Genomic DNA, 18,437 nt, shown 5'->3' on the forward strand with positions numbered 1-18,437 from the left:
GATGAAGGACGTGGCACGCTGCGATAAGCGTCGGGGAGCTGTGAGCAAGCTTTGATCCGGCGATTTCCGAATGGGGAAACCCACCCTCACCATTTCCTTTCGATTGCCCTTCGGGGCACTCGGAAAGAGGTGGATAGGGTATCACCGAAGTGAATATATAGCTTTGGTGAAGCGAACCCGGGGAACTGAAACATCTCAGTACCCGGAGGAAAAGACATCAACAGAGATTCCCGTAGTAGTGGCGAGCGAACCGGGACCAGGCCAGTGCCTTCATTTCAACTAGCAGAACACTTTGGAAAGAGTGGCCATAGCGGGTGACAGCCCCGTATGCGAAAGTGATGATGAAGGACTCGAGTAGGGCGGGACACGTGTAATCCTGTCTGAACATGGGGGGACCACCCTCCAAGCCTAAATACTCGTACATGACCGATAGCGAACACAGTACCGTGAGGGAAAGGTGAAAAGCACCCCGATTAGGGGAGTGAAACAGTACCTGAAACCGGATGCTTACAAGCAGTTGGAGCCCCATAGGGGGTGACAGCGTACCTCTTGCATAATGGGTCAGTGACTTAATTTATCATGCAAGCTTAAGCCGTTAGGTGTAGGCGCAGCGAAAGCGAGTCTGAATAGGGCGACCGAGTATGATGAATTAGACCCGAACCCCGGCGATCTAGGCATGACCAGGCTGAAGGTGCGGTAACACGCACTGGAGGGCCGAACCGTTGCATGTTGAAAAATGCTCGGATGAGTTGTGTTTAGGGGTGAAAGGCCAATCAAGCCGGGAAATAGCTGGTTCTCCGCGAAATCTATTGAGGTAGAGCGTCGGATGTATGCCGATGGGGGTAGAGCACTGGATGGGCTAGGGCTGCGCGAGCGGTACCAAACCTAACCAAACTCCGAATACCATCGAGTCTTGTCCGGCAGACAGACGGCGGGTGCTAAGGTCCGTCGTCAAAAGGGAAACAGCCCTAACCTACAGCTAAGGTCCCCAAGTCGTATCTAAGTGGGAAAGCATGTGGGAATCCCAAAACAACCAGGAGGTTGGCTTAGAAGCAGCCATCCTTTAAAGAAAGCGTAACAGCTCACTGGTCTAAATAAGGGTTCCTGCGGCGAAGATGTAACGGGGCTAAAGATACGCACCGAAGCTTAGGGTTCATAGTTTACTATGAGCGGTAGCGGAGCGTTCCGTAAGCGAGTGAAGCCGAAGGGTAACCGACGGTGGACGTATCGGAAGTGCGAATGCTGACATGAGTAGCGACAAAGAGGGTGAGATGCCCTCTCGCCGAAAGACCAAGGGTTCCTGCGCAACGCTAATCGGCGCAGGGTGAGCCGGCCCCTAAGACGAGCCCGAAGGGGGTAGTCGATGGGAACCACGTTAATATTCGTGGGCCTGGAGATGTGTGACGGATCGTGGAAGTTGTTCGACCTTATTGGATTGGTCGGGCAGCCAAGCGGTTCCAGGAAATAGCCTCTCCGTATAGACCGTACCCGAAACCGACACAGGTGGTCAGGTAGAGTATACCAAGGCGCTTGAGAGAAGTATCCTGAAGGAACTCGGCAAATTGCCTCCGTACCTTCGGAAGAAGGAGGCCCCGTTATTGCGCAAGCAGTAGCGGGGGGCACAGGCCAGGGGGTAGCGACTGTTTAGCAAAAACACAGCACTCTGCTAAGTCGGTTTCAAGACGACGTATAGGGTGTGACGCCTGCCCGGTGCTCGAAGGTTAAGAGGAGGAGTGCAAGCTCCGAATTGAAGCCCGAGTAAACGGCGGCCGTAACTATAACGGTCCTAAGGTAGCGAAATTCCTTGTCGGGTAAGTTCCGACCTGCACGAATGGCGTAACGACTTCCCCACTGTCTCCAGGATATGCTCAGCGAAATTGAATTCTCCGTGAAGATGCGGAGTACCCGCGGTTAGACGGAAAGACCCCGTGCACCTTTACTGCAGCTTCAGAGTGGCATTAGGAAATAACTGTGTAGCATAGGTGGGAGGCTTTGAAGCACCGGCGCCAGCTGGTGTGGAGCCATAGGTGAAATACCACCCTGTTGTTTTCTGATGTCTAACCTCGCACCGTTAGCCGGTGTAGGGACCCTCTGTGGCGGGTAGTTTGACTGGGGCGGTCGCCTCCTAAAGAGTAACGGAGGCGCGCGATGGTAGGCTCAGGCCGGTTGGAAACCGGCTGCAAGAGTGCAATGGCATAAGCCTGCCTGACTGCGAGACTGACGAGTCGAGCAGAGACGAAAGTCGGTCATAGTGATCCGGTGGTCCCTCGTGGAAGGGCCATCGCTCAACGGATAAAAGGTACGCCGGGGATAACAGGCTGATGATTCCCAAGAGCTCATATCGACGGAATCGTTTGGCACCTCGATGTCGGCTCATCACATCCTGGGGCTGGAGCAGGTCCCAAGGGTTTGGCTGTTCGCCAATTAAAGTGGTACGTGAGCTGGGTTCAGAACGTCGCGAGACAGTTTGGTCCCTATCTGCCGTGGGCGTCGATTGTTGAGAGGAGTTGCCCCTAGTACGAGAGGACCGGGGTGAACATACCTCTGGTGTACCTGTCATCGCGCCAGCGGTGCAGCAGGGTAGCTATGTATGGACGGGATAACCGCTGAAAGCATCTAAGCGGGAAGCCTCCCTCAAGATAAGCAATCATCGAACCGTGATAGACCATCACGTTGATAGGCCGGGTGTGGAAGCGCAGTAATGCGTGGAGCTAACCGGTCCTAATAGTTCTGTTCGCGCTTGTTGAATCCCACCATCAACGACAGTCCTGCAAGGCTGTCCTCGATGTGGAGGATATCTACGGCCGGATAACGCCCTGATACCCTAATAAAGGGTGCATCGATTTAAACCCGCAACGTGTTCGTTCGAAGCAATGCCTTCGATCGTTCACGGTCCGCCTGCTTCATTGCTTGGTGACCTTAGCGTCCGTGACCCACCCGATCCCATCTCGAACTCGGCCGTGAAACCGGACAGCGCCGATGGTACTAACGCTCAAGCGTTGGGAGAGTAGGTCGTCGCCAGGCATTGCAGCCGGCGGGCACGCGGATATAAACCCATTCACAAGTCAACGGGCCTCAGGGTCCGGATCAAGGAGGGCCTTCGAGGCCCTTTTTGCGTCTCCGAAGGACGCAGAAAAATCGGTGCCGCGGGGTGGAGCAGTCCGGTAGCTCGTCAGGCTCATAACCTGAAGGTCGTTGGTTCAAATCCAACCCCCGCAACCAACCTTACCACATTCCCTTGCTCGGAATTCGCCGGCCTTGCGCGCCGCAGCTCGTCCCTCGTCCACGGTGGGACCGAACCTTTCGCGGTGTGCGCCCTCGCGTGCCGGCCCATCGCAGCGTGCGCGCCGCGGGTTCAGTCTTCGGAGCGCTTGTCCGCCCCGCCGTCGTTTTCGCGTGAGCCGGCGTTGCGGTTGCCGCCGCCCTGCTTGTCGCGGCCCAGCTGTCCGGTGCCGTGATAGCTGTTGACCGACTGCCCGCCGTGCGACTGGAAGCCGTCGGCAAAGCCCTCGCCATCGGATCGGGCCTTGCCGCCGCGCGGACCGGGGTAGGGCGCGCCGTCGTCGCTGCCCCCCGTCCGCCGGGATTCGGCGGGACGATCGTCGCGCTCGCCTCGCGCGGATTCGCCGCTCGGCGCGCCTTTCGGCGGCATCGCCTGGGTATGCCTGGCGTCGTCGCTCATTGCTTCTCTCCTCTACCCAACGCTGTGCCGGTCATTGCCGGCGGGCGTCACTCGTCATTCACGTCCTGTCGCCGGTCGACGCCCGTGTCGGCCCGCGCGGCGATCACCGTGGCCGGCACCGTCACCGGCGTCCCGGTGCCGAAGTCGAACCGGACGTCGACTTGCGCGCCGGGGACGATGGTTGCGTCGTAATCGGTCAGCAGCGCGACCGGATCCCCCGGTTCCAGTTGCACGGTCTCGCCGGCGGGAATGTCGATATTGGCCGTCTGGTCGGGCACCTGCCGTTCGAGGTCGAAGAACTGGGCACGGCTGCCGTGCTCGACGAGCACTTCCGAGATATAGACTCCGCGATCGCCGCGATTGGTGGCGGTGAAGTAGATCGCTGCCGCGCCGCCTGCTTCCTGCGGAAGGGCGATCTCGACGTCGCTGACCGAAACGACCGAGCCGAATTCGCCCGCCGCCGAAGGCTGCGAATCGTCGTCGGCCAGCCATTCGCCGAGCGGCCCGAACAGGGCCAGGCCGGCGATCACGGCACCGGCTGCAATGACGAGGCCGATCAACTTGCGATGTTTCATTTGCCTGCGCTCCACTGGTTTCCTGATCGATCGAGGGCGTGCTCAATCAATAGGTTGGCGTCGCGAGGGTTCCCCGCGGCGCGCAGCGGGCCATCCGGTCGCAGGCCGGCCACCTCTCGTCGCAATCGGGCGCAGCGATCCGCCGGGGCCGGGAACGGGCGGTGCGTCCGCCGCGTCGAGCCGACATGTCCCCGCATCTCGCGAAAGGAAACCGACATGTCATTTCTCGACAAGATCGCCGCCGCCGTGACCCCCGCCGCGACCGACGATCAGCGCGCCGAGGCCCGGCGCAAGATCCAGGGGCTGGCCGCGGGTGAAGAGTGGCTGGCGATGATCGTGCAGCAGCACGAGCGGATCGAGAGCCTGTTCGACCAGGCCCGCACCGCCCATGACGCCGCCGGGCGCCGCGAGGCCGTGCGCGCGCTGGCGAAGGAGCTCACCGGCCATGCCATGGCGGAGGAAGCGATCGTCTATCCGGTCGTGTCCGAGGATAGCGGCAAGACCCATGCGGCCATGGCCTATGAAGAACACGCGATGACCAAGGTGCAGCTTGCCAAGCTCGAACGGATGGACCCGATGGGCGAGGAGTGGCGCGAGAAGCTCGACCACGTGTGCAGCGCGGTTCAGCAACATATCTACCAGGAAGAAGACAGCTGGCTGCCGGACCTGGTCGAGAAAGCCTCCGCCGAGGACAAGGCCTTCCTCAACCAGCGATACGCGCAGGAATACGCCCGCTATTGCGACTGACCCGCCGCGCCGGCCGCCCCGCAGGGGCGGTCAGGGCGCGAAGCCGGCCCTTGTCCGGTTGGCGATCGCGACCAGCGAGAGCATGACCGGCACTTCGACCAGGACGCCCACCACCGTCGCCAACGCCGCGCCGCTGCCCAGCCCGAACAGGCCGATCGCCACCGCCACCGCCAGCTCGAAGAAGTTCGAGGTTCCGATCAGCGCGCAGGGCGCGGCGATCGGGTGCGGGATCCGCCAGGCGCGCGCGGCGAGATAGGCGAGGGCGAAGATGCCGTAGCTCTGGATCACGATCGGCACGGCAATCAGCGCGATCAGCAGCGGCCGCGCGACGATCACCTGCGCCTGGAACCCGAACAGCAGGACCACGGTGAGCAGCAGGCCGAGAATGGACAGCGGCTTCAGCCGCGCGACGAACCGCGTCACCGCCGCGTCGTCGCCCTCCGCCCGGCGCACCAGGCAGCGGCGGGTGAGCGCGCCGGCGACCAGCGGGAGCACGACGTAGAGGCCCGTCGCCAGCAGCAGCGTCTGCCACGGCACGGCGATCTCCGCCACGCCGAGCAGGAGCGCCACGATCGGGGCGAAGGCGAACACCATGATGACGTCGTTCACCGAGACCTGCACCAGGGTATAGGCCGGGTCGCCGCGGGTCAGCTGCGACCAGACGAAGACCATCGCCGTGCACGGCGCCGCGCCCAGCAGGATCAGCCCGGCGATATACTGCCGGGCGTCGCCGGGCGCGATGAGATCGGCGAAGACCACCTCGAAGAACAGCACCGCCAGCGCGGCCATCGTGAACGGCTTGACCAGCCAGTTGACGATCACCGTCAGCACCAGCCCCTTGGGCCGTTGTCCGAGATCGCGCAGGCTGGCGAAATCCACCGCCACCATCATCGGGTAGATCATCGCCCAGATCAGCACCGCGACGACGAGGTTGACCGAGGCATATTCGAACGCGGCGAGGCTGGCGAACAGCCCGGGCGCGAGATTGCCGAGCGCGATCCCCGCGCCGATGGCGAGCGCGACCCAGAGCGAGAGCCAGCGTTCGAACGTACCGAGCGCTTCGGCGGCAGGGCGGTTATCGGCGATCGAGGCCATCGGTGTGCGTTCCCGTGATGAAGTGATGGTGCCTGGCGATGGAATGGCGGCGCGCCGCGCTCAGGCCGGGCGGGCCCTGACGATCTCGCCGTCTTCCTTGGTGAAATCGCGCGGCAGCGGGCCGAGCAGCTCGAGGACCCGCTCCGAAGGACGGCACAGCAGCGCCGCGGCCGGCGTGGTGACGATCGGCCGGTTGATCAGGATCGGATGGGCGAGCATCGCCTCGACCAGCGCGCCGTCGTCCAGCGTTTCGTCGTCGAGGCCCAGCTCGTCGTAGGGGGTGCCTTTCCGTCGCAGCAGCGCGCGCGGGGCAATGCCCATCCGGGCAATCAGGCGCTCCAGCTCCGCGCGGCCCGGCGGGGTCTGCAGGTATTCGATCACCTGCGGTTCGACCCCGGTGGCGCGGATCAGCGCGAGCGCGTTGCGCGACGTGCCGCAGGCCGGGTTGTGATAGATCGCGACCGTCACGCGCAGCACCGCGGCGCGTCGGGGGTGAGCGCGGGGGCGCAGCAGGCCCCGTCCGCCGCGCCGGGCGAGAGGGCGGCCAGGTCCGGCGTGTCGCCATAGACGGTGGATTCGCCGGTGGTCAGGAAAGCTTCCCACATCACCCCTTGCGGATCGGCGATCCAGGATTTTTCCGACCGGGCATAGCAGCAGGTCGTCTGCCCTTCCTCGACGAGCGGGCGGTCGGCCGCCTTCAGCCGGGCGAAGACCTCGCCCAGTTCCTGCGCGTCCTCGACCTGGATGCCGAGATGCTCGACCCCCTTGTGCGCATTGCCCGACGAAATCGCGAAGTTGACGCGCGGATCGTCGAGCATCCATTTCGCGTAGTCGTCGCGCGTGAGCGTGGGCTCGGCCCCGAAAAGGGTAGAATAGAAGCCGATCGACCGGTCGAGATCGTCCACTCCGACATGGATGTGCAGGCGCTTCATGCGGTTTTCCTTTCAGCGAGGGGGCGGCGCACGGGCGCCGCGTCGGTGTCGGGAGCACAGCCGGCGCCCCCGCAGCAGTTTTCGAGCAAGTAGCCGACCAGCGCGTTCATCGCCGGGTAGTCGGCGCTGTAGATCAGCGATCGGCCCTGCCGGCGCTGGGCGATCAGGCCCGCGCGGGTGAGGTGGGCGAGGTGGAACGACAGCGAGGAATTCGGCAGGTCCAGCGCCTGCGCGATCGCGCCCGCCGGCATCCCGTCTTCCCCCGCCTGGACCAGCAGGCGGAACAGCGCGAGCCGGTGTTCATGCGCGAGGGCCCCGAGGGCGGCCACCATCCTGTCAGGTGTCATTTCCATAATTGTCGAAATAATAGCAGCGGCAAGAGCGGTCAACAGAAATTTCGACGATCATCGAAATGGTGAGCGCGCCGCCCTGTCGGGCGCAGGGCGCGGGCCGGCCCGAAAAGCGTGCTCGGCGCGGCCGATCACGGCGCTCGCTGCAAGCAAACTGGCATAGACGCTAGGCATTGTTTAAGAAATCGGTACAGTAGAGTGTGCAGGCAATAACGGGATGCGTTGATATGGCCGGGAAAAGGCTCTTCCAATCGGTGGCGGAACAGATCGCCCAGTTGATCGACGAGGGTGCGTTCCCGCCCGGAACGCGCCTGCCCGGGGAGCGGGAACTGGCCGAGCGGCTCGGGGTGAGCAGGGTGACGATCCGCGAGGCGGAGATCGCGCTCCAGGCCGTCGGACGGCTGGAGATCAAGACCGGGTCGGGCGTCTACGTCAGCGAGGCGCAGCCGGCGGCCCACGCGCCCCTGCCCAAGGCGAGCGCGTTCGAAGTGACCGAGGCGCGCCTGCTGGTCGAATCCGAGGCGGCCGCGCTCGCCGCGCACAATATCACCGAGGAAGGCGTCGCGCGGCTGGAGGAACTGATCGAGCAGATGCGGACCGGCGATCACGATGCCGCGAACGAGGCCGACGCGCTGTTCCACCAGACCATTGCCGAGGCGTCCAACAACGCCGCGCTGGTCCATACCATTCGCACCTTGTGGCGCATGCGCGAGGACCTGCCCGACGTGAAGGCGACTTACGAGGCGGTCTGCGTGGACGATGCCGAATCGCGCACGGCCGAACATCGCGCGGTCTTCGAGGCGCTGCGCGATCGCGACGCGGCGGCGGCGCGGGCCGCGATGCGCGAGCATTTCCACCGCCTGATCAATGCCATGCTCGACGCGACCGAGCGCATGGCGCTGGAGGAGGTCCAGCAGAAGGCGTCGCAGAGCCGCGAGCGCTTCCTCGTGGCCGCCCGGATGAGCTAGACAAATTGGTATTACAGAAAAATCTGACGCTCCTATGCCAGATTGATTGACAGTATCGTCGCCACCCCTATAGTCGCACCCAATAAGAACGGGCGAGGGGACGATGATGCTTGGACGGGTCGGTCTGTGGCTATTGCTAGCCGTTGCGGCCGCGAGTCCGCTGAAGGCGGAGCGCCACCTGGTGCGCGACCAGGAGGGCTATGCCGCGGCGCTGTCGCGCGTCGAGGCGGGCGACGTCATCGTCCTCGCCAGCGGCGAATGGCGCGATTTCGACATGGTGGTGACCGGCCGCGGCACGGCGGATGAACCGATCGCGGTCGTCGCCGAGCGGCCTGGCACGGTGTTCCTCACCGGGCAATCGAGCCTTCGCATCGGCGGCGAGCACGTCGTCGTCTCCGGCCTGGTCTTCCGCGACGGATACAGCCCGCGCGGCGAAGTGATCTCGTTTCGTCGGACGAAGGACGACCTCGCGCGCAACAGCCGCGTGACCCAGGTCGTGATCGACCGTTTCAACAAGCCCGACCGGTTCGAATCCGATTACTGGGTGGGAATCTACGGCCGGAACAACCGCTTCGATCACAACCACCTGGTCGGCAAGACCAACCAGGGCGTGACGCTGGCGGTGCGGCTCGACGCGCCCGAAAGCCGCGAGAACGGCCACCGCATCGATCACAACTACTTCGGGCCGCGCCCGGTGCTCGGCTCCAACGGCGGGGAGACGATCCGCATCGGGACGAGCAAGTACTCGATGTTCCGTTCGGGCACGATCGTCGAGAACAACGTGTTCGACCGGTGCGACGGCGAGGTGGAGATCATCTCGAACAAGTCGAACGGCAATGTCTATCGCGGCAACCTTTTCCTCAATTCGCGCGGTGCGCTGACCTTGCGCCACGGCGACGACACGCTGGTGGAACGCAACGTCTTCCTCGGCGGGGGCAAGGACCACACCGGCGGCATCCGCGTGATCAACCGGAACCAGACGGTGCGCTTCAATTACATGGAGGGGCTGCGCGGCAGCGGTTTCGCCAGCGCGCTGACGGTGATGAGCGGCGTGCCCAATTCGCCGGTCAACCGCTACGTCCAGGTCGACAACGCGCGGATCGAGCGCAACACGGTGATCGACAGCGCCCGCATCACGCTGGGCGCGGGCGCCGACGAGGAGCGTTCGGCCGCGCCGGTCAACTCGGTCTTCGCCGGCAACCTGCTCGGCGGGGCGGGCGAGGGCACTTTCGTCGAGGTCGATTCGGACATCTCGGGCATTGCCTTCGATCGCAACGCGGTCGTCCGCGGCGAGGTGCACAGCGCCGCCGCGCACTTGCGCGAGGTGCAGGCCCGGATGGAGCGGGCCGCCAACGGCCTGCTCTACCCGGTCGATCCGGCGCTGGTCGACGTGGGCGCCCCGCGCGACCTGGCGCGGATCGCGCTCTCGGACGTCGGGGTGGACTGGTATCCGAAACCCGGCGCGCAGGCAGACTTCGGCTTTTCCGGCACCGTCACCCGCGTCGCTCCGGGGGAGGACACGCTGGCCCGCGCGGTGGCCTCGGCCGCGCCGGGCGACGTCCTGCTGCTGGAGCCGGGCGTCCACATCGCCAACCGCGTGATCGCGGTGGACGAGATGCTGACCATCCGCGGACCCGAGGCGATCGCCGGTGCCGACGGACGCGAAAGCGCGATCGTCCGCTTCACCCGCCCGTCGCTGGTCGAGCTGCGCGAGGGCGGCAACCTGCGCCTCGCCAACCTGGTGATCGACGGCGCGCTGGCCCCCGATTCGGTCGGCAATGCGGTGATCCGCACCAGCGCCTTCCCGCTCAAGGCGAACTTCCGCGTCGAGCTGGACGCGGTGACGGTCCGCGATCTCGTGGTCAACAAGTCCTTCGCCGTGCTCGCGATCGGCAAGGGCGCGCTGGCCGACCGCGTGACTATCCGCGACAGCATCTTCGCCGACATCACCGGGGCGATCGTCTCCGCCCAGGCCGAAACCGACGATTTCGGCCGCTACAACGTCGAGTATCTCGACATCGCGGATAGCACGTTCGCCGACGTCGGCGGCCCCGCGGCGGCCGTCTATCGCGGCGGCACCGACGAGAGCACGTTCGGCCCGATCGTCACCGTTTCCGGCAATACCTTCCGCAATGTCGGCCGCACCGGGGCGGGGCAGGGCGCGTCGATCCATCTCCACGGCGTCCAGGTCGCCTCGCTCGCGGGTAACAGCTTCGAGAACGCGGCCCCGCCTGTGGTCGAGCACACGGTGGGGACGCCGGCGACCGCGATCGTCGGCAACCGCTTTGCGCAGACGCCGCCGCCGGTCGTGCGCGAGCTGGTCTTCCCGGGCGAGCCGCGGGCCGAACTGCGCGACAATGAAACGATCCCGGAGGAAAGCCTGTGAACCACTTGACCAGACGCGCCGCCCTGCTGGCGGCGGTGCCGGCGAGCGCGCTGGCGCTGGCCCTTCCCGCCGCGCCGGCCCACGCCCAGGCGCCCGTCGCGCCGGAGCAGGCGGCATCGGCGCCGGCGACGCCCGCGGCGGACCTGCCGCCGCTCTATGCCGACGAGTTCGCGCGGGCGCGCGCTTTCGTCGCCGGGATGATGGAAGCCGGCGTGGTTGTGCCGCAGCCGCGCGACCCGGGCGGCGGCTACACGCACGAGCAGCACAAGCGCAATTACCGCGCGATCCTGCTGTCGGGGCAGCTTTACCGGATCACCGGGGACCAGGCCTATGCCGACTACGTGCGCGCGATGCTGCTCGCCTATGCCGATCTCTATCCCACGCTCGGCGATCACCCGGCGCGCAGCAACCAGAACGCGGGCCGCCTGTTCTGGCAGGTGCTCAACGACGCGGTCTGGCTGGTCCACGCGGTGCAGGGCTATGCCGAGATCCGCGACGGGCTGAGCGCCGCCGACCGCGAGCGGATCGACAGCCAGGTCTTCCGCCGCGCCGCGCATTTCCTCTCGGTCGAATCGCAGGCCACGTTCGACCGTATCCACAACCACGCGACCTGGGCGACCGCCGGCGTCGGGATGACCGGTTACCTGCTGGGGGACCGCGACCTCGTCGAGCGCGCGCTGCTGGGTTCGGACAAGAGCGGCCAGGCCGGGTTCCTGCGCCAGACCGAGCTGCTCTTCTCCCCCGACGGCTATTACGCCGAAGGCCCCTATTACCAGCGCTATGCCCTGATGCCGTTCATGGTCTTCGCCGACGCGATCGCGCGCAACGATCCGCAGCGGCGCATCTTCGAACATCGCGACGGCATTCTCCTCAAGGCCCTGCGGACGACGATCCAGCTGACATACGGCGGCTATTTCTTCCCCTTCAACGATGCGCTGAAGGACAAGAGCCTGCGGACCGAGGAACTCTACCACGGCATCGCCATCGCCTATGCCCAGACCCGCGACCCGAGCCTTCTCTCGATCGCGCGGATGCAGGATCGCACGGTCCTGACCCGGGCGGGGCGGATGGTCGCGGCCGATCTGGCCGCCGGGCGGGCGGAGCCGTTTCCGTTCCGCTCCATGCTGCTGCGCGACGGGCCGGAGGGCGAGCAGGGGGCGGTCGCGATCCTGCGCGAAGGCGAGGGGCCGCGGCACACCGCGCTGGTGGCCAAGAATTCGTCGCAGGGCATGGGCCACGGCCATTTCGACAAGCTCAGCTGGCAGCTTTACGACAACGGGCACGAGATCGTGCGCGATTACGGCGCGGCGCGGTTCCTCAATATCGAGGCCAAGGAGGGCGGACGCTACCTGCCCGAGAACGAGACCTGGGCCAAGCAGACCCTGGCGCACAACGCGCTGGTCGTGGACGGGCGCAGCCACTTCGACGGCAAGGTCAGGCCGGCCAGCGCGGTCGCGCCCGAACAGCTCCATTTCTCGGTCGAACCCGGCCTGCAGGTTTCCAGCGCCCGCGTCGATGGCGCCTATCCGGGGGTGGGCATCGTCCGCACGCTGGTGATGGCCGATGTGCCGGGGCTGGAAAGCCCGGTGGTGTTCGATCTCGTCACCGCGGAGAGCGAGGGCACGCATTCCTACGACCTGCCGCTGCATTACCAGGGCGCGGTGATCGAACTGGGCTTCCCGGTCGAAAGCCACGTCGCCGCGCGCCCGGTGCTGGGCGAAGGCCACGGCTACCAGCATGTCTGGGTCGATGCGGAGGCCACGCCGGCGGCGGGCGACGGCGCGCTGACCTGGCTGCTCGACGGGCGTTTCTACACCTATCGCTTCGCCACCGACGGCGCGACCCGCGCGGTCCTGGGCCAGGTCGGGGCCAACGATCCCGATTTCAACTTGCGCCGCGAGCCGCTGGTCCTGCTGCGCCGCGAGAGCGCGGGCGGGACGACTTTCGCCACCCTGCTGGAAAGCCACGGCCGCTACGACGGGGCGGCGGAACAGACCGTCGCCAGCCGCAGCCGCGTGGCCGCCATGCGTCACGAGCGGCAGGGCGGGAAGGACATCGTCGTGCTGACGCTGAAGGACGGCGGGCAGGTCGCGCTGGCCGTTTCGCACGACACCGATCCGGGCGCGCGCCACAGCGCGACGGTCGACGGGCGCGAGATCGCCTGGTCGGGATTTGCCGCGATCGTCGAGATCGGGCGGGGAGGAAACTGACATGCACCGGGATATCCAGCGCCGCTCGCCGGCCTTCACCCCGGCGGCCGAAACCGCGATCGAACAGGTCGATCCCGGCATCCGCCGCCAGATCCTGGGCCATGGCCCCGATCTCATGGTCTGCCGGGTATGGTTCGAACAGGGCGCCATCGGCCGGGTCCATTCGCATCCGCACAGCCAGTCTTCCTACGTCGAGAGCGGCCGCTTCCGCGTGACGATCGACGGCGAAGAGCGCGAGCTGGAGGCCGGCGACGGCTTCTACGTCGCGCCGTTCCTCGACCACGGGGCCCTCTGCCTCGAAGCGGGCTGCCTGCTCGACACCTTCAACCCGGCGCGTGCCGATTTCCTGGGCGAGGAGGGCTGACCATGCTTCGCAACCGCTTCCGCTGGACCATCGTCGCGCTCGTCGCCGTGGCCACCGTGATCAATTACATCGACCGCGGTGCGCTCGGCCTGCTCTGGCCCGAGATCTCGCAGGACCTGGGGATGAGCAAGCTCGACTATGCGATCATCCTCAACGTCTTCACGTTCGCCTATGCCTTCGGCCAGACGCTGTTCGGCAAGATCTTCGACTGGATCGGCACCCGGCTGGGCTTCGTCCTGTCGATCGTCGTCTGGTCGGCGGCGACGATCCTCCATGCCTTCGCCCGCGGCCTGTTCAGCTTCGCGCTGTTTCGCGCGCTGCTGGGCGTGTCCGAGGCCGGCAACTGGCCCGGCGCGACCAAGGCCAATGCCGAATGGTTCCCGATCCGCGAGCGCGCACTGGCGCAGGGGATCTTCAATTCGGGCGCCGCGATCGGCGGGATCGTCTCGGCCCCGGTCGTCGCCTATCTCTTCGTCTTCCTCGAATCGTGGCAGGCGACCTTCATCGCGATCGGCGCGCTCGGCTTCCTCTGGCTGGTGCCTTGGCTGATCGTCTACAAGACCGGGCCCGAGGCGCATCCCTGGCTGAGCGCGGAAGAGCGCGACTATATCCTGACCGGCCAGCGCGACCTGGAAACCAACGAAGTCGTCACTTACGCGCCTTCGGCCGGGGAAATCCTGTCGCGCAAGGAAAGCTGGGGCGTGATCCTCGCCTCGTTCTTCCTCGATCCGATCTGGTGGCTCTTCGTCGGCTGGCTGCCGCTCTACCTGGCCGAGACTTACGGCTTCGGAGTCGCCGAAATCGGGCTCTACGGCTGGGTGCCCTATGTCGGCGCGATGTTCGGCGCCTGGTTCGGCGGCATCCTGGCGCAGAACCGGATCAAGGCCGGCTGGTCGGTCAACCGCACCCGCAAGAGCGTGATCGCGCTGGGCGGGGCGATCATGCTCGTCTCGCTCCTGCTCACGATCCAGGCCTCGACCCCGCTGGCCGCGGTCCTGCTGATGGCGGCGATCCTGTTCGGCTTCCAGACGGCGGTCGGCAATATCCAGACGCTGCCGAGCGATTTCTATTCGGGCAAGTCGGTCGGCACCCTGGCCGGCTATGCCGGGACCGCGGCCAAGCTCGCGGTGGTCGGGCTGAACTTCCTGATCCCGATCATCACCGCCGACAGCTACGCCCCCGCCTTCGCGGTCGGCGCGGCGCTGGCGATCCTGACCGTGGCATCGGTCTTCTTCCTGTGCCCGCGGATCAAACCCCTCAATCCCAAAACGGGGCGGCCCAGCGCCGTTACCCCTTCGTGAAAGGCTAATCGAAACATGACGGATCTGACGAACAAGGTGGCCATCGTGACCGGCGCGAGCCGCGACATCGGCCAGGCGGTGGCCATCGAGCTGGGCAAGTGCGGCGCGCGGGTGGCGGTCAACTACCGCTCCGACGAGGCGGCGGCAGACGCGGTGGTCGAGACGATCCGCCAGGCCGGCGGCGAAGCCATGAAAGTGCGCGCCGACGTGACCGTGGCGGCCGAGGTCGATGCCATGGTCGCGCAGACGCGCGAAGCCTTCGGCGGGGCGATCGACATCGTCGTCAACGTCGCCGGCGGGATGGTCGAACGTCGCCCGCTCGACGCGATGGACGAGGATTTCTTCAACCACGTCATGCAATTGAACGCGACGTCGGCCTTCCTCGTTACCAAGGCGGCGGTGCCGCACATGGGCGAAGGCGGGGCGATCGTGAACTTCGCCTCCCAGGCCGGGCGCGACGGCGGCGGGCCCGGCGCCTGCGCCTATGCCACCTCGAAAGGCGCGGTGATGACCTTCACCCGCGCCATGGCGAAGGAACTGGGGCCGAAGGGCATTCGCGTCAACGCGCTGTGCCCGGGCATGATCGCGACGACGTTCCACGACACCTTCACCAAGGACGAAGTGCGCGCCAACGTCGCCGCGGCCACCCCGCTGCGCCGCCAGGGCAACTCGGAAGAAGTCGCCACCACCGTCGCCTGGCTCGCCAGCGACGAGGCGGCCTTCGTCACCGGCGCGAACATCGACATCAACGGCGGCACGTTCTTCTCCTGAGCGGGAAGGCTGGGGAACGGACGGGATGAAGACGTTCATCGTCGGCGAGGCCATGCTGGAATACCACAGCCACGGGGGCACCGGGCTGCGGTATGGCGGGGATACGCTGAACACCGCGATCCACCTGGCCCGGCGCGGCCTCGACGTGGCCTATGTCACTGCGGTCGGGACCGACCCGGTCAGCGACGCGCTCGTCCGGGCCTGGGCAGAGGAGGGGATCGACGTCACCCACGTCCACCGCCATCCCGACCGTTCGCCCGGCATCTACGCAATCCATCTCGACGCGGCGGGGGAGCGCAGCTTCCTCTACTGGCGCGACGCCAGCGCCGCGCGCGAGATGTTCGCGCTACCCGGCATGGAGCGCACGTTGGCGGCGGCGCAGGACTGCGACCTCGTCTATTTCAGCCTGATCTCGCTCGCGGTGATCGGCGATGCCGGGCGCGAGGCGCTGCTCGGCCTGGCACGCGCGCGCAAGGCGGCGGGGCGGGCGGTCGCATACGACAGCAATTACCGCCCGCGCCTCTGGCCCGATGCCGGCCAGGCGCAGGCGGCCTCGCTGGCGGCGGCGGGGGCGGCGACCATCGGCCTGCCGACCAACGTCGACGAGCGGGAGCTGTTCGCCGACGCGGCGGACGAGCCGGCGATCGCCGCGCGCTGGCACGCCGCGGGCTGCGACGAGGTGATCGTCAAGGCGGGGGAGCGCGGCTGTTTCCATTCCGGGCCGGACTGCGCGCAGGCTTTCCCGGTTGCGCCGGTGCGCGTGGTGGATTCGAGCGGCGCGGGCGACGCCTTCAATGCCGGCTACCTCCACGCCCGGCTGATCGGCGCCGACCGCGACCGCGCGATCGCGGCCGGCCAGGCGCTGGCGGCCGAAACGCTCGGCCATCTCGGCGCGATCGAAGTCGGCCGCCGCCGCGCGCTCAATCCTGCTTGACGCTCTCGCGGTCCCAGAACCGCAGCTGGCCGCACTTCTCGATGAAGGCCTTCGCTGCCTTCTCGCCCGATGAGACATCGACGAAACCGTCGTCCATCCAGTTCCACACCCCGGCCGTTTCGAACAGCGGCTGGACGGACGGGACATAGGCGACGAACTTGGCGTGGGCGAAGGCATCGTTGACGAAATCGACGCTCGGCTTGTCGGTGTTGTAGCGGCGGGCCGATTCCTCGCTCATCACCACGGCCACCGCGTCATAGGCGACCGAGGGGCCGCCATCGATCTTCTCGTCGGCTTCCATCATGCTGCCGTCGGACAGCCTGGCCCCGGCGACGTGCGGGGCGACGATTTCCACCATGCCGCCAGCATCCTGCGCCGCCTGCTTCAAGGCCGCGACGACATCGGCATCGGCGCCTTCGGCGATGTAGATGCCCAGCTTGCGTCCCTTGAAGCTGTCGGGGCCGTTCCTGACGATCGACAGCGCGGGGCTCTCGGGCAGGTCGGTGATCGGTTCGCGCGCGGCCGGCACTTTCTCGGGCAACTGGTCCAGGCCGATGCCGTCGGCCACCTCCTGCGCCAGCCCCTCGTCGATATGGCGCAGGTGGCCGATCATGCGCTTGCGGATATCCATGCGTTCCACCTTCGACAGTTCGAAGGTCAGCGCATTGGCCATGTGCGTCTGCTCGACCGGAGTCTGCGAGACGTAGAACTGGCGCGCCTGGCTGTAGTGATCGGCGAAGGTCTCGCTCCGCACGCGGACCTTCGGCCCGCCCACGTCCGCGGGGTAGGACGTGAAGCCGCGCTCCGGGCAGGCGCGCGGGCCGCGGCCCTCGTTCGGCTTGTCGGTATCGCCCCAGCTGTTCGGCTCGTAATTGGCACGACCCTTGGGATTGGTCATCGCCATGTGCCCGTCCTGCTGGAAATGGCGCACCGGGCATTTGGGCGCGTTGATCGGGATATGGGTGAAGTTCGGGCTGCCGAGCCGCTTCAGCTGCGTGTCGAGGTAGGAGAAGTTGCGTCCTTGCAGCAGCGGGTCCTCGGTGAAATCGATGCCGGGCACGATGTTCTGCGTGCAGAAGGCGACCTGTTCGGTCTCGGCGAAGAAGTTGTCGACATTGGCATCGAGCGTCAGCGTGCCGATGATCTCGACCGGGACCTGCTCCTCGGGAATGATCTTGGTCGCGTCGAGCACGTCGAATTCGAACTGCTCGGCGAATTCCTCGTCGAACACCTGGATGCCCAGGTCCCATTGCGGGAAATCGCCCGCCTCGATCGCGTCCCACATGTCGCGGCGATGGAAGTCCGGGTCCATCCCGTTGACCTTCAGCGCCTCGTTCCAGATCACCGATTGCAGCCCCAGCCGCGGCTTCCAGTGGAACTTGACGAAATGCGCGTCGCCCTTTTCGTTGACGAGGCGGAACGTGTGCACGCCGAAACCTTCCATGAAGCGGAAGGAGCGCGGGATCGTCCGGTCGGACATGATCCACATGACCATGTTCATCGATTCGGGGGAGAGCGAGATGAAGTCCCAGAAATTGTCGTGCGCGGTCTGTGCCTGGGGGAACCCGCGGTCGGGCGCAGGCTTGGCGGCGTGGATCAGGTCGGGGAACTTGATCGCGTCCTGGATGAAGAAGACCGGGATATTGTTGCCGACCAGGTCCCAGTTGCCTTCTTTGGTATAGAACTTGGTCGCGAAGCCGCGCACGTCGCGCGCCAGGTCGGGCGAACCCTTGTTCCCCGCGACGGTGGAGAAGCGCGTAAAGGTGGGCGTCTTGACCCCGACCTCGTTGAAGATCGCCGCGCGCGAATACTCGGGGATCGCCTTCTTCAGCTCGAAATGGCCGTGAACCCCGTATCCGCGGGCGTGGACCACGCGCTCGGGAATACGCTCGTGGTCGAAATGGAAGATCTTCTCGCGCGCGACCTGGTCCTCGACCAGTTGCGGCCCGCGCGCGCCGGCGGTCAGCCAGTTCTGGTCGTCGGCCACCGGCGCGCCCTGCGCGGTGGTCATCACGTCGTCGTCGCCGCGCGGCTCCTGGTGGTTGGCGCCGCCTTTCGACAGCTTGAAATCGTCGCTCATCTTGCTCTCCGCTCGTGGGCTTTGGGGGGGCGACCCGCTGGT

At 66.0% G+C, this 18,437-nt stretch carries 15 protein-coding genes, 1 tRNA gene and 2 rRNA genes (1 of these 18 running past the window's edge); 11 read left to right on the forward strand and 7 right to left on the reverse strand.

All coding sequences use genetic code 11. From position 1 onward, the window contains the following. The 3 genes from T8T98_RS02365 to T8T98_RS02375 all read left to right on the forward strand — a co-directional run. Positions 1-2,745 (forward strand): 23S ribosomal RNA (locus T8T98_RS02365); it begins 47 nt to the left of the window's first position. Positions 2,746-2,909: 164 nt separating this feature from the next. Then, positions 2,910-3,024 (forward strand): 5S ribosomal RNA (gene rrf / locus T8T98_RS02370). Positions 3,025-3,145: 121 nt separating this feature from the next. Continuing rightward, positions 3,146-3,222 (forward strand) — tRNA-Met (locus tag T8T98_RS02375). A gap of 133 nt (positions 3,223-3,355) precedes the next feature. On the opposite strand, the gene T8T98_RS02380 is transcribed toward T8T98_RS02375, so the two are convergent. Together T8T98_RS02380 and T8T98_RS02385 are read right to left on the reverse strand one after the other, a co-directional pair. Beyond that, complete coding sequence (locus T8T98_RS02380; protein ID WP_251104190.1) at positions 3,356-3,682, reverse strand: hypothetical protein; 327 nt, start codon at positions 3,680-3,682, stop codon at positions 3,356-3,358. Positions 3,683-3,729: 47 nt separating this feature from the next. Beyond that, a complete protein-coding gene (locus T8T98_RS02385) occupies positions 3,730-4,257 on the reverse strand; it encodes a copper chaperone PCu(A)C (protein ID WP_251104189.1) in 528 nt (175 codons plus the stop codon). 216 nt (positions 4,258-4,473) lie between these two features. Between T8T98_RS02385 and T8T98_RS02390 the strand changes: the two genes are divergently transcribed. Further along, entirely contained in the window at positions 4,474-5,004 is a 531-nt protein-coding gene (locus T8T98_RS02390) for a hemerythrin domain-containing protein (protein ID WP_251104188.1), read from the forward strand. Between the two features lie 30 nt (positions 5,005-5,034). On the opposite strand, the gene arsB is transcribed toward T8T98_RS02390, so the two are convergent. The 4 genes from arsB to T8T98_RS02410 are packed head-to-tail and all read right to left on the reverse strand — an operon-like array spanning position 5,035 to position 7,378. Beyond that, the gene (gene arsB, locus T8T98_RS02395) at positions 5,035-6,099 is read right to left on the reverse strand and encodes an ACR3 family arsenite efflux transporter (RefSeq protein ID WP_251104187.1); all 1,065 of its coding nucleotides are present in this window, start codon (positions 6,097-6,099) and stop codon (positions 5,035-5,037) included. Between the two features lie 60 nt (positions 6,100-6,159). Beyond that, complete coding sequence (arsC, locus tag T8T98_RS02400; RefSeq protein ID WP_407675111.1) at positions 6,160-6,567, reverse strand: arsenate reductase (glutaredoxin); 408 nt, start codon at positions 6,565-6,567, stop codon at positions 6,160-6,162. Then, complete coding sequence (locus T8T98_RS02405; RefSeq protein ID WP_251104186.1) at positions 6,564-7,031, reverse strand: ArsI/CadI family heavy metal resistance metalloenzyme; 468 nt, start codon at positions 7,029-7,031, stop codon at positions 6,564-6,566. The genes arsC and T8T98_RS02405 overlap by 4 nt, the downstream gene beginning before the upstream one ends. Further along, positions 7,028-7,378, reverse strand: a complete 351-nt coding sequence (locus T8T98_RS02410; protein ID WP_251106002.1) for an ArsR/SmtB family transcription factor — start codon at positions 7,376-7,378, stop codon at positions 7,028-7,030. Before T8T98_RS02410 ends, T8T98_RS02405 begins: the two co-directional genes overlap by 4 nt. A gap of 257 nt (positions 7,379-7,635) precedes the next feature. Between T8T98_RS02410 and T8T98_RS02415 the strand changes: the two genes are divergently transcribed. From T8T98_RS02415 to T8T98_RS02445, 7 genes are all read left to right on the forward strand, one after another. Then, on the forward strand, positions 7,636-8,349 hold the full coding sequence (locus T8T98_RS02415; RefSeq protein WP_251104185.1) for a FadR/GntR family transcriptional regulator: 714 nt from the start codon (positions 7,636-7,638) through the stop codon (positions 8,347-8,349). 181 nt (positions 8,350-8,530) lie between these two features. Then, on the forward strand, positions 8,531-10,735 hold the full coding sequence (locus T8T98_RS02420) for a polysaccharide lyase 6 family protein (RefSeq protein ID WP_251104184.1): 2,205 nt from the start codon (positions 8,531-8,533) through the stop codon (positions 10,733-10,735). Between the two features lie 5 nt (positions 10,736-10,740). Beyond that, positions 10,741-12,945, forward strand: a complete 2,205-nt coding sequence (locus T8T98_RS02425; RefSeq protein WP_322295795.1) for an alginate lyase family protein — start codon at positions 10,741-10,743, stop codon at positions 12,943-12,945. 1 nt (position 12,946) lies between these two features. Next, positions 12,947-13,309: a cupin domain-containing protein gene (locus T8T98_RS02430; protein WP_251104182.1), complete on the forward strand. Its 363-nt coding sequence runs from the start codon at positions 12,947-12,949 to the stop codon at positions 13,307-13,309. 2 nt (positions 13,310-13,311) lie between these two features. Continuing rightward, the gene (locus tag T8T98_RS02435) at positions 13,312-14,610 is read left to right on the forward strand and encodes an MFS transporter (RefSeq protein ID WP_251104181.1); all 1,299 of its coding nucleotides are present in this window, start codon (positions 13,312-13,314) and stop codon (positions 14,608-14,610) included. Positions 14,611-14,625: 15 nt separating this feature from the next. Continuing rightward, entirely contained in the window at positions 14,626-15,381 is a 756-nt protein-coding gene (locus T8T98_RS02440) for an SDR family NAD(P)-dependent oxidoreductase (RefSeq protein ID WP_251104180.1), read from the forward strand. A 25-nt stretch (positions 15,382-15,406) separates the two neighbouring features. Beyond that, positions 15,407-16,315 carry a sugar kinase gene (locus T8T98_RS02445; RefSeq protein WP_251104179.1) on the forward strand — a complete coding sequence of 303 codons (909 nt, stop codon included), beginning with the start codon at positions 15,407-15,409 and terminating at the stop codon, positions 16,313-16,315. Here the strand turns inward: T8T98_RS02445 and T8T98_RS02450 are convergent. Further along, positions 16,302-18,395, reverse strand: a complete 2,094-nt coding sequence (locus tag T8T98_RS02450; RefSeq protein WP_251104178.1) for a catalase — start codon at positions 18,393-18,395, stop codon at positions 16,302-16,304. The two genes, T8T98_RS02445 and T8T98_RS02450, sit on opposite strands and share 14 nt — an antisense overlap. Positions 18,396-18,437 lie beyond the last annotated feature (42 nt).

The sequence above is a fragment of the Pelagerythrobacter marinus genome (genome assembly GCF_034375205.1).
Classification (GTDB): domain Bacteria; phylum Pseudomonadota; class Alphaproteobacteria; order Sphingomonadales; family Sphingomonadaceae; genus Pelagerythrobacter; species Pelagerythrobacter marinus.